The sequence below is a fragment of the Ponticaulis koreensis DSM 19734 genome (genome assembly GCF_000420665.1).
Classification (GTDB): Bacteria; Pseudomonadota; Alphaproteobacteria; order Caulobacterales; family Hyphomonadaceae; genus Ponticaulis; species Ponticaulis koreensis.
The window spans coordinates 991,052-1,002,176 of record NZ_ATVJ01000001.1 but is presented as its reverse complement, the minus strand read 5'-3'; the positions used below and the strand labels follow the sequence as shown (position 1 = coordinate 1,002,176).

The following is an 11,125-nucleotide window of genomic DNA, read 5'->3' as shown; positions in this document are numbered from 1 at the left end:
AGTAATTATGGCCAAAAAGCCAGCCTCCGGTCAGGAAATGTGGGGCGGACGTTTCGCCGCGAAGCCCGATGAAGTGATGGAAGCGATCAATGCGAGCATTGATGTCGACAAGCGCATGGCCGCTGAAGACATTCAGGGCTCACGCGCCCATGTGCGGATGCTGGCTGATAGCAACATCGTCTCTGAGACAGACCGCGACGCAATACTTGAAGGCCTCGATCAGGTTGAACAGGAAATTGTCGGCGGCGACTTCCCGTTCCGCAAAGACCTTGAAGATATTCACATGAATATCGAGGCACGCCTGAAGGAAATTATCGGCGAACCAGCCGGACGCCTTCACACGGCGCGTTCGCGTAATGATCAGGTCGCAACGGATTTTCGTCTCTGGACACGTCAGGCGCTGCAAACCCGCGCCGACCAGACACGCGGCCTCATGGAAGCTTTGCTTGAACAGGCTGACCTTCACGCTGATACCGTCATGCCGGGTTTCACCCACCTTCAGACGGCGCAGCCGGTCACCTTTGGCCACCACCTTATGGCTTATGTCGAGATGTTCTCGCGCGACCGATCTCGTTTTCTGGATTGTCAGGACCGGATGAATGAAAGCCCGCTTGGCGCAGCAGCTCTCGCTGGCACGGGCTTCCCTATCGACCGCCAGAAAACAGCTGCCGACCTCGGCTTCAAAGCGCCAATGGCAAACTCTCTCGACGCCGTATCTGCGCGCGACTTTGCTGTCGAAGCTGTCTCTGCCTGCTCGATCTGCGCCATGCATCTCTCCCGCCTTGCAGAAGAGATTGTGATCTGGGCGTCTGCACAGTTCCACTTCGTGCGCCTGTCTGACGCCTGGTCCACAGGCTCATCCATAATGCCGCAAAAGCGCAATCCGGACGCAGCCGAGCTTGTGCGCGCAAAAACCGGTCGAATTTATGGTGCGCTTCAGGCACTGCTGACGGTCCTGAAAGGCCTGCCACTCGCCTATTCCAAAGACATGCAGGAAGATAAGGAACTGACCTTCCTTGCTTTTGACGCACTGGACCTTTGCCTTGCCTCCATGACCGGCATGGTTTCCAGCTGGACGGTAGATAAGTCAGCCATGCGGGCTGCGGCGGCGCACGGCTTTTCTACGGCGACAGACCTTGCAGACTACCTCGTCCGCGAGCTTGGTCTCCCGTTCCGTGAGGCGCACCACGTAACCGGCGCGACCGTAAAACTGGCTGAAGACAAAGGCTGTGATCTGGCTGAGCTTTCAATTGATGATCTCAAATCGATTGAGCCGCGCCTTACTGATGCCGTATATTCGGTTCTGACTGTTGAGGCATCAGTCAATTCGCGCCAGAGTTATGGCGGAACATCGCCTGTTCGTGTACGCGAACAGGTCAGCCGCTGGAAGGAGCTTCTCTCATGAAACGCATCGCCCTGATCCCTGCTTTTATTGCTCTTGCGGGCCTGTCTGCCTGCGGCCTGCGCGGCGATCTGGAACGTCCGGATCCGCTTTGGGGCGAACCGGAAGCGACAACTCAAGAAGAAGCAAGCGCCGAACCGGAACTGCGCCCGCGCAATGAAGAGCCACAGCGTCTGGCTGGTACTTCATATGTGGACCCCGAAACCGGCCGCACAATCTGGGTTGAAAACGAAGGCGGCGGCTATGCACCGCTTGCGTCACCAACGACCACGATTCAGGAAGAAGAGCTTCCGCCTCTAGCAGAATAGCTGATCCCAAATGCACCATTTTGAATACCGCGACAGTGTTCTGCACTGTGAAGACATTTCCGTGTCTGACATCGCAGAACGCTTTGGCACACCAGTTTACATTTACTCGTCCGCGACGCTGACCCGGCACTACAAAGTGTTGGCTGATGCGTTTAAAGACCAGCCATGCCTCATCGCCTATGCGATGAAAGCCAATAGCAATCAGGCTGTTCTGGCGACGCTTGCAGCGCTCGGTTCAGGCGCTGACGTTGTGTCCGGCGGCGAGATGAAACGCGCAATGGCCGTAGGTATTCCAGCAAATAAGATCGTCTTCTCCGGTGTTGCCAAATCCCGCACGGATATTCTCGATGCGCTTGAAGCAGGCATCCATCAGTTCAACGTGGAATCCCTGCCGGAGCTCCACCGTATTTCAGAGCTGGCGAACGCGAATGGCTACACGGCAGATATCGCGTTTCGTATCAATCCGCACGTCGAAGCGGGCGGTCACGCCAATATCTCGACAGGTGGCGCTGAACACAAATTCGGCATTGCATGGCATGAAGGCAAAGACTTTTACACGCTGGCCCAGTCACTGCCGGGCATTAATGTCTGCGGCGTAGACGTACATATTGGCAGCCAGATCACAAATCTCGATCCGCTGCGCGCCGCGTTTGAGAAAGTTGTGGGCCTCGTACGCGATCTTCGTGAAGCCGGCGTACCGATCACACGCATGGATCTTGGCGGCGGTCTTGGCATTCCCTATCGCGACGGGGACGAGCCGGCCACACCTGCAGAATATGCGGCGATGGTACGTGAAGTGCTCGGTGATCTCGATGTAGAAGTCATTCTTGAACCGGGCCGGATGATTGCCGGTAATGCGGGCATTTTCGTCTCCCGTGTCGAATATATCAAAGAACGCGATGGGCGGCGCTTCGCCATTCTGGACGCGGGCATGAACGATTTGATGCGCCCTGCGCTCTATCAGGCCGTTCACGAAATGAAACCTGTTGTTCGCTCTGAAGGGCGCGCTACACTGGACTATGACATTGTCGGGCCCATTTGTGAGAGTACAGACCGTTTCGCAAAGAACTACCCGGCGCAGGAAATGAATGAGGGAGACCTCGTCGCCTTCATGTCTGCCGGCGCTTACGGAGCTGTAATGTCAAATCAGTACAACACACGCCCAATGTGTGCTGAAGTGCTGGTGAACGGGGACAATGTGGCGCTGATCCGCACCCCACCGACATTTGAAGAGATAATAGCGAGTGAAACTGTACCGGAGTGGCTGAAAACCTGATCCCAACCATTCTCCGCCGCAAGATCGAGCGGACACGGGTACGCCTCGTGCGGGTAAGGCTTTTCGAAGCTTTTGCTCTGCCGGGCGCGCTTTTGTTTGCGGCACTGGCTCTGGTTTTTACCGGCGCGTTCGAGCGCTTTGCACCGCCTGCGCAAGCCCTCCTTTACCTCGCCTTCTTTCCATTTTTCATCATCGCGCTCGTTCGGGGCTTTAGAAAATACAAGACACCCGACCTTGCTGAAGGCAGCGCCCGGCTTGATGCATCGCATCCTGACAGCCCTGCTGAGGCCTATTATGACCAGCCGGCGCGCATCACCGCAGAATCCCGCCCCTATTGGGTAAAGCACAAGGCCCGTCTTGCCCGCATTATCGCAGAGATGGAACCTCCGGCGCTGAGCGAAGAATGGCGCAAAACTGACCCGCTCTATCTACGGGTCATTACGCCACTCGCACTCATAGTTATTATCGCAGCGAACTCCAACACGGCGATGGGGCGACTTTCATCTGCCATGGGTACGGATATCGGCGCGCTCTTCGGCGCAGACAGCATGACCGTCACAGCATGGGTGACACCGCCGGATTATACCAGCGCAGCTCCAATCTTCCTCAATTCCGCAGATCGGGATGTCGAGGTACCAGAAGGCTCACGCCTGACCCTTCGCGCGCAAGGCGGCGGCCGACCATCCCTGCAGAGAAGCCCTCTAGGCGAAGCACCCCTTGCAGGTGAGCGTCCATCGCTGGAACGTGCGTCCGATGGCACGTGGGAAACACAGGTCGAACTTAACACCTCCCAATCCGTCCGGCTGGATTATTGGGGCGAACGCGCAGGCTGGAATTTTTCCGCGACGCCGGACCAGCCACCGACTGTGCGCTTTGCATCAGACCCAACAATCGGCAACAATGATGAACTAAGCTTTCTCTGGGGCGCAGAAGACGAATACGGCGTCGTTGAACTTCAGCTGATCATCACGCCAACAGAAGCGTCCGGCCTCGACACAAGTGAATCTGAAACGGCTCCGGTGGAAATCCCGTCTTCCAATTTCCGCGTCGGCAATGACCAGGCGGATATTGACCTCACCCGCCATAAATGGGCCGGCGCCGAAGTTGAGCTAACGCTCGCAGCGACAGATGCCATTGGCCAGACTGGCTATAGCGAGCCGGTGATCATGGAATTGCCCGAGAAGCTTTTCCTGGAACCGCTCGCACGTGCGAGCCAGGAAATCCGGCTCGTCGTGCTGCGTGAGGACGAACAGTACACGACGCCGATCGAGAATATGCTGCCCGTATTGGAAGGCGAAGACCTAGGACTTGGTGATCGCCTTGAATATGCTCCAGACGGATTGCAACACGCTGCTTTGATGCTTGATGCCGTGACTTATCGCCCGGAAAGCTATTTCTCCGATCTGACCGTCTATTTCGCGCTGCGCCGCGCTCACCAATTGCTTCGCTATGCCAATGAAACCTCCGACGCTGAACCTCTGGACGACCTTCTCTGGGCTGCGGCTTTGCGCGCCGAGTATGGCACCGTGGCCGATGCTGAGCGCCGCCTGAATGCCGCACGCGCCGCTCTGGAACGTGCACTTCGCGACGGGGCATCCGAAGATGAAATCCGCCGCCTTATGGAAGCCTTCCGTCAGGCCGCTGAGGATTACATCGCCGCGCGCATGGCCGAAGCGATCATGAATGGCAATCCGGACGGCGGTCAGGGCGCACCTCCCGGTCAGGAAATGCTGGGCGGCAATGATCTGGCAGATATGCTGGACGCGCTTCAGGACCTTACAGAAACCGGCGCAACAGATGCGGCCCGTCAGCTCCTGTCTGACGTCACAAACCTGCTCAACAATCTGAACTTTCAGGGTGGTGGCTCAGGGTCTGGCGATATGTTTGGCGAAGGCTCGGAAGGCGAAGCCAATGATGACCCGCCACCGGAAAACGAACAGCGCCTTGAGCGCACGCTGGAACGCCTTGCCGAGATCCTTGAAGAACAGCGCCGCCTGAACGACGAAACACTGCAAGAGCAGTTCGGCTCGGACCCTCAGAACGGTCAGAGCGGTAACCAGCAAGGCAATACAGACGGGCAGTCCGGCATTGGCGAAGACGGTGAGACATCCTCCGGCAGCGCAGAAACGCAGGACGGCACAGGTCAGGGCGGAGACGGCGATACTGAAAGCGGCGGCGGGCAGCAATTTGGCAGCACTGAGGGTGATCTCTCTGATCGTCAGGAAGACATTGCAAGCCAGCTGCGTGCATTCAGGGATATGGAAGACACTAATGACAGCCTTGGGACGACAGATGACGGCGACAATAATCTCGACATCGCCCGTCAGGCGCTCGAACTGGCTGAAGACGCTCTGCGTGATGGCGACCTTCGCGGTGCCCAGCGCTATCAGGACCGCGCAATCCGCGAAATGCGCGATGCAGCCGGTCAATTGTCAGAAAGCCTTGATGACATGCGCCGCGAACGCCTTGGCGATCAGGGACAGGGCGGCGAACGTGATCCGCTTGGCCGCGCGGGCAGCACTGGCCAGCAAAATAACGGCTTCGGCATAGACATTCCTGATGAGGTCGAGCGCCAGCGTGCGCGCGATATTCTGGATGAACTGCGTGAACGTCTGAACCGTTCAACCGATCCGGAAGAACGTGAATATCTGGAACGCCTGCTCGACAGATTTTAGGCGTCAGCCGCCCTGCGGCACAGCGCCAAGATAAGGCAGACCGCGGTAAAGACCGGCATCATCCATACCGTAACCGACAAGGTATCGGTCTGGCGCGTCATAGGCCCAGGCATCCAGCCCTTCCCCCGTTGCCAGCTGCTTGCGGGCAAAAACGCAGGTCATGACTTCGCGCGCGCCCTGCGCCATCAAATGGTGGCGCGCAAAATCAAGCGTGCGACCGGTGTCATAGACATCATCAATGATAAGAACGCCGCGCCCTTTGACGCTACGCTGCAGATCAGCGCGCACTTTGACGCGGCCCGAACTTTCGCGTTCATCGCGATAGCTTTCCAGCCAGATCGCATCCAGCTGTGGGTGCACGTCGTGCTTGGTCAGGTGACGCATCAGATCGGTCGTAAACGGAGATGCACCCAGTAGAATGGTTACAGCCGTCCAGTCATCGCTCTGCATTCGCGGCGCGAGTTCAGCGGCGAGTTTTTCAATACGCGATTGAAGCTCGGTTTCGTCCAGCAGGACGTCAAATTCGGGACAGGTCAAAGCTCTGCTCAGTGATGTTCGTCATGCCCGTTAGAGGCAGGTTCATGATGATCATCTGCTGGTGCTTCGTGATGGTCAACAGCAGCAGGCGCGTCATGATGTGCATCTTCGCTGTGATCGTCCGCCGCATGTCCCGTTTCATGAGACGCAAGTGCATGGCTCTCAGGCTCATGATGCGGCTGGGACGGGACGCCGGCAGCCAGACGCACATTTTCAGTCGGCGGCACGAACGTCACTTCAAGGTCATACGCTGCGAGCGACGGAGAATCGAGACGCGACGAAAACGATACTTCTCCGCCCGGACCAACGCTCAGCGCTTCGGGCGTCACAAGAATGCTCTCGACTTCAAAGCCTGCATCATCGCGCAGATCTACACGCACATTTGGTACAGCTTGTGGACGGTCTGATACATTCAGAATTGTGCCACTGACAGTGAGTACAGGCACGGTGCCTTCAAGGCGCCGGTCTGCTGCGACATCGGCAAATTCCAGCCCGAAAGGGTTCACTTCAAGGCCAGCTATCGCATAGGCGCTGGACGCTTCCGGGAACATGCGCACGACGTCCTCGCGCTTCACAACCGCGCCGATACCAAGCGCAAAGAAGACAGCCGCTGTACCGCCCCACGCAGTGAGCGCAGCAAGGCGCGAACCGCTTGCCTTGCGAGAGAATTCTTTTTCACGAAACGCCAGATGCGGCGCGACAGACGGCGCTGCCGGAGAATGCTCCTGACGCTGGCGCTCGACCTTTTCACGCGAAAGGGAGGCTGCCTCGAGCTTTTCTTCAAGAGAGAGTTCCGGCTGGGCAAACCATGAATGGGCGCATGCCGCACAGCGAACTGTACGACCATTCGCACCGATTGCCTTATCATCGGCAAAATATTGTGCGCTACAGGATGGACATGTGAGGATCACTGCAGTTCTCTCCACTCCGTTAGGCACGATTCTGTGCCTGGAATTCGCCCTTCAGCAGTCCCGAAAGGACTGAAACGAGACATGAATTACGAGCCCGATATTTCTCTTGATGAGCCCACCATCCGAGTTGATGGCGTTAACCATGGGTATATCTCTGGCGAGAATGTGTTAGGCGACCTTAATATCGAGTTAAACTCCGGCTCTTTTACGTTTCTCACGGGCCCGTCCGGATCGGGAAAAACCACGCTTTTACAGCTGCTTTACGCAGCCCAGAAACCCCGTAACGGCAAGGTTTCGCTGTTTGGTGTGGATACAAGCAACGCCACGCGGAAAACGTTAACCCGCCTGCGGCGACGAATCGGCGTCGTCTATCAGGACTTCCGCCTGTTGAACCATCTGACCGCCTATGAAAACGCTGCGCTTCCTCTGCGCGTTACGGGCAAGCATGAGCGTGAATATCGCGACGATGTCATCGACCTTCTGAACTGGGTTGGGCTTGGCGATCGGATCACCGCGAAGCCGACAACTCTGTCTGGCGGCGAACAGCAGCGCGTCGCGATCGCCCGCGCGCTCGTCAACAAGCCGGACCTTCTTATTGCCGACGAGCCGACAGGAAACGTCGACCCGGAAATGGGTGAGCGGCTGATGCGGCTTATCCTTGAACTGAACCGGCGTCTTTCAACCACGGTCCTGATCGCCACTCACGATATTGCGCTGGTTGACCGGCTCGGCGCGCCAGTTGTCAGGCTTGAGAACGGACTTCTGGTACATCAGCGCGGAGATGTCGGCGCGGGAGGTGGCCATCATGTATGATACAAAACGCTCTCCCCTGCTTCCGCGCGAAGATGCCCGTGAAGCTGCGCTCTTCTTTGTTGTCGCGGCCCTTTGTTTTCTTGCCGCTCTGACAGGACTCGCAACGCGTGCAGCATATGGCGCTGCGGAAAGCTGGGCTGGTCAGATTCAGGGAGAAGTCACAGTTCGACTGCTGGAAGGCAGCGCCGAAGACGCCGACGATCTGGCCGCGCTTCTCGAGGGCCTTTCCGGCGTAAGGCGCGCCACACCGGAAGACCGCGAAGTCACAGAAAGCCTGCTCGAGCCATGGCTTGGCACAAATCTGCCGGAAGATCTGCCGATTTCGCGCTATCTCGCCGTAAGCACGGTTCCCGAAGCTGGTGACCTTACAGGTGAGATCAGCGAAACCGCCGAAGGCGCAGGCTTTCAGATTGAGGTCGAGAGCCACCAGCAATGGGCCAACGATGTCGAACGCAGCCTCGGAATTTTACGTATGGTGGGCATTGTCGCGCTTGTTCTGCTTCTGACGATCGTGCTCTCGGTCATCGCTTTTGCGACGCACGCGGCACTACTGGCGCGGCGCGAAGTTGTTATTGTGCTCCATACATGCGGGGCATCTGACCGGTTTATCTCCCGCTTGTTCGAGCACCGCTTCTTTGGTCTCGGCCTCAGGGCGGGTGGCCTCGGCGCATTATTCGCGCTGCTCGGCGCCATGCTGCTCTTCTTTGCGGCGAAGCAATCCGGTGACCGCAGCTGGCTGCTTCCACAAATGTCGCCGGATATCGGCACCTTTATCGTGTTAGTTTTGACGCCTTTGATTGCCGCGCTTGTTGCCATGATTGCGGCCCGTATTACTGTGACCCGGGCGCTCAACGAGCTTTATTAAAAAGGTCTGCCTGACGTGTTTCGCAAACTGATCCTGTTTTTGATTGCATTCACAGCAGTGATCGCCTTTGCGGACTTTCATCGGTTCGTGAACCGTGTCGCGTCGCTGGAAACCGATACACCGCCGAGTGCCGACGCCATTGTCGCGCTGACGGGCGGGTCAGGCCTGCGCATTGAGGCCGCAATCGACCTTCTGGAAGACGGCGCTGGCCACAGGCTGCTAGTAAGCGGTGTGAATGAGAGCGTCGACATTGATACGCTAATCCGTTCTGCGGGCGGCTCACAGGCGCTTTATGATTGCTGCATTGATATTGGTCGTCAGGCCAGGTCTACCGAGGGCAATGCCCTCGAAGCAGCAGGCTGGCTTGCTGACCATGACTATAACTCGCTCATAATTGTCACATCAGATTATCATATGCCCAGAACGCTTCTTTGGTTCACAGAAGGATTTGAAGAAGTCGAGCTTATCCCTTATCCCATCCAGTCTAACCTCCAGCCACGGCGCTGGTGGCGTTCCTGGCGCTCATTTCGCGGGCTGGTGCTGGAATGGCTGAAGTATCGGGTCACCGCGGTAATGAAAGCATTTGTCTGATGGCTGCACTTCGCTCCGTCCTGTTTGTAATCTGGCTGTATGGATCGCTGGTATTCATCGGCCTTCTGTTTCTCCCGACGATGCTGTTACCACGTCAGGCAGCAACGGTTGGCATTCGTTGCTGGGCGCGTGCTGCTGTCTGGGGCATGCGGGTTATCTGCAATGCAAAGACCGAAGTGCGCGGCCTTGAGAATATCGGCGAAGAACCATTTCTCGTAGCGTCAAAACACCAGAGCACGCTCGATACGGTGTTGCCATTCCTCTACCTGAAAGACCCGTGCATTATCCTGAAACGCGAGCTTCTCTGGTATCCGCTCTTCGGGTTCTACGCCCTGAAAACGGGCCAGATCGCAATTGACCGGTCCGGCGCGATGAAAACCCTGAAAGAAATGACGCGCAAGGCAAAGCTGGCGCGTGACGACGGGCGTTCGCTTCTCATTTTCCCTGAAGGCACGCGCACCAGGCCGGGTATCGATGCAGAGTACAAACCGGGCATCGCACTGCTATATAAAGAACTGGACATTGAATGCCTTCCGGTCGCGCTCAATACAGGCACATGCTGGCCGGCCAAAGGTATTATGCGATATCCGGGCACGATGGTGGTGGAGTTTTTGCCACGTATTGAGCCGGGGCTGTCACGAAAGGCTTTCATGAATACGCTGCACGACCGCATCGAAACCCGCTCACTCGCTCTGGCAGAAGACGCTGGCGTGAATGTTTCAACGACAGAGGCGGCGGAGGCAGCAAACGCATGAGCGAGACCCGTAATAAAGGCTTTTTCACCCTACCCGTTCTTCTCGGCCTGCTGGCACTTGGCTGCCTCGCCATCTGGACCGTCTACTGGTTTTATGGCGCAGGTGTGGTGCGTCAGGGCGCGCGCGAATGGATTGAGGATCAGCAGGCAATGGGCCGCTCGGTTGAGTACTCCGCGCTGAATGTCAGCGGCTATCCGTACCGCTTTGTCCTGCAGGCCGATGATCCTGTTATTGATGCACCAGACATGCAGGCACGCTGGGAAGGCGAAAAGCTTCAGCTTGTCGCGATGGCCTGGAACTTCAATCACGTCATTGCCCGCGCACCCGGGCAAAATAACTTTGATCTCCCCGACGGACAGACGTTCAGTTTTTCTGCTGATGATAGCTCTGCGGCGAGTTTCGTCTGGGAAGACGGGAATTTACGCCGTGTGGGCTTCGAGCTTCCCACGCTGGATGCAATGCTGAACGAGAGCGAACGCTACACGCTGACCAATGGCTCAATCGGCCTTCGTCCAATGCCCGACGAACCACGCAATCTACAGCTGGCTGTTTCATTCAGTAACCTGTCACTGCCAGAAGCGCCTGAAGGCGCAGAATGGCTCGGTCGCGAGGTGAGTGAACTGGTGATCTGGGGCGAGATCGAAAATTTCTTCAGCGTTATTGAGGACGGTCTGACAGTTACAGAGTGGAAGCTAGACGAAAACCGCATTGAGCTCGTCCGCGGCGACCTCGATATGGGGCCTCTCGATCTTTCCATGCGCGCGAACGTGAAGCTTGACCGCAACAATGATCCGGACGGCACAGTGAGCCTGTTTCTGGAACGTTCAGAAGATTTGATCTCTGCCCTGCGCGAAGCTGGTAGCATCGATCCACAAGGCGAAGCCATCATCAACGCAGTTGCTCAGGCGAGTTCAAACGGCACACCGCTCACCGTGCAGGTCAAAGAGCGCAGCATTCGTCTCTTCGGGCAAACACTCGCAGAATACTAACCG

11 protein-coding genes are annotated in these 11,125 nt (G+C 57.1%); 9 read left to right on the top strand and 2 right to left on the bottom strand.

Features of this window, described 5'->3' with window-relative positions; translation table 11 throughout:
* Positions 1–7: 7 nt before the first annotated feature.
* Genes argH through G523_RS0105295 form a run of 4 tightly spaced genes read left to right on the top strand, consistent with a single transcriptional unit; the run spans position 8 to position 5,661 of the window.
* Positions 8–1,405, top strand: a complete 1,398-nt coding sequence (argH, locus tag G523_RS0105310) for an argininosuccinate lyase (protein WP_022693996.1) — start codon at positions 8–10, stop codon at positions 1,403–1,405.
* On the top strand, positions 1,402–1,710 hold the full coding sequence (gene lptM, locus G523_RS20155) for an LPS translocon maturation chaperone LptM (protein ID WP_022693995.1): 309 nt from the start codon (positions 1,402–1,404) through the stop codon (positions 1,708–1,710). The genes argH and lptM overlap by 4 nt, the downstream gene beginning before the upstream one ends.
* A 10-nt stretch (positions 1,711–1,720) precedes the next feature.
* Positions 1,721–2,986: a diaminopimelate decarboxylase gene (lysA, locus tag G523_RS0105300; RefSeq protein WP_022693994.1), complete on the top strand. Its 1,266-nt coding sequence runs from the start codon at positions 1,721–1,723 to the stop codon at positions 2,984–2,986.
* On the top strand, positions 2,971–5,661 hold the full coding sequence (locus G523_RS0105295) for a DUF4175 domain-containing protein (RefSeq protein ID WP_022693993.1): 2,691 nt from the start codon (positions 2,971–2,973) through the stop codon (positions 5,659–5,661). The genes lysA and G523_RS0105295 overlap by 16 nt, the downstream gene beginning before the upstream one ends.
* 3 nt (positions 5,662–5,664) lie before the next feature.
* On the opposite strand, the gene G523_RS0105290 is transcribed toward G523_RS0105295, so the two are convergent.
* Together G523_RS0105290 and G523_RS0105285 are read right to left on the bottom strand one after the other, a co-directional pair.
* Positions 5,665–6,198, bottom strand: a complete 534-nt coding sequence (locus tag G523_RS0105290) for a phosphoribosyltransferase (protein ID WP_022693992.1) — start codon at positions 6,196–6,198, stop codon at positions 5,665–5,667.
* An 8-nt stretch (positions 6,199–6,206) separates the two neighbouring features.
* Positions 6,207–7,109, bottom strand: a complete 903-nt coding sequence (locus G523_RS0105285) for an MJ0042-type zinc finger domain-containing protein (RefSeq protein WP_022693991.1) — start codon at positions 7,107–7,109, stop codon at positions 6,207–6,209.
* Positions 7,110–7,190: 81 nt separating this feature from the next.
* Here G523_RS0105285 and G523_RS0105280 point away from each other — a divergent pair, with 81 nt between their 5' ends.
* The 5 genes from G523_RS0105280 to G523_RS0105260 are packed head-to-tail and all read left to right on the top strand — an operon-like array spanning position 7,191 to position 11,122.
* Positions 7,191–7,922 (top strand): cell division ATP-binding protein FtsE, encoded by a 732-nt coding sequence (locus G523_RS0105280; RefSeq protein WP_022693990.1) that lies wholly within the window; start codon positions 7,191–7,193, stop codon positions 7,920–7,922.
* Positions 7,915–8,787: a cell division protein FtsX gene (locus G523_RS0105275; RefSeq protein ID WP_022693989.1), complete on the top strand. Its 873-nt coding sequence runs from the start codon at positions 7,915–7,917 to the stop codon at positions 8,785–8,787. The genes G523_RS0105280 and G523_RS0105275 overlap by 8 nt, the downstream gene beginning before the upstream one ends.
* 15 nt (positions 8,788–8,802) lie before the next feature.
* Positions 8,803–9,378: a YdcF family protein gene (locus G523_RS18085; RefSeq protein ID WP_022693988.1), complete on the top strand. Its 576-nt coding sequence runs from the start codon at positions 8,803–8,805 to the stop codon at positions 9,376–9,378.
* Positions 9,333–10,133: a lysophospholipid acyltransferase family protein gene (locus G523_RS0105265; RefSeq protein ID WP_081648712.1), complete on the top strand. Its 801-nt coding sequence runs from the start codon at positions 9,333–9,335 to the stop codon at positions 10,131–10,133. The genes G523_RS18085 and G523_RS0105265 overlap by 46 nt, the downstream gene beginning before the upstream one ends.
* Positions 10,130–11,122 (top strand): DUF2125 domain-containing protein, encoded by a 993-nt coding sequence (locus G523_RS0105260; RefSeq protein WP_022693986.1) that lies wholly within the window; start codon positions 10,130–10,132, stop codon positions 11,120–11,122. Before G523_RS0105265 ends, G523_RS0105260 begins: the two co-directional genes overlap by 4 nt.
* Positions 11,123–11,125: the final 3 nt, after the last annotated feature.

Bases quoted from the DNA above. Each gene is read 5' to 3' on its own strand.
- lptM (WP_022693995.1), top strand. From the start codon at position 1,402: ATGAAACGCATCGCCCTGATCCCTGCTTTTATTGCTCTTGCGGGCCTG.
- G523_RS0105280 (WP_022693990.1), top strand. From the start codon at position 7,191: ATGAATTACGAGCCCGATATTTCTCTTGATGAGCCCACCATCCGAGTT.
- lysA (WP_022693994.1), top strand. From the start codon at position 1,721: ATGCACCATTTTGAATACCGCGACAGTGTTCTGCACTGTGAAGACATT.
- G523_RS0105275 (WP_022693989.1), top strand. From the start codon at position 7,915: ATGTATGATACAAAACGCTCTCCCCTGCTTCCGCGCGAAGATGCCCGT.
- G523_RS0105265 (WP_081648712.1), top strand. From the start codon at position 9,333: ATGGCTGAAGTATCGGGTCACCGCGGTAATGAAAGCATTTGTCTGATG.
- G523_RS0105260 (WP_022693986.1), top strand. From the start codon at position 10,130: ATGAGCGAGACCCGTAATAAAGGCTTTTTCACCCTACCCGTTCTTCTC.
- argH (WP_022693996.1), top strand. From the start codon at position 8: ATGGCCAAAAAGCCAGCCTCCGGTCAGGAAATGTGGGGCGGACGTTTC.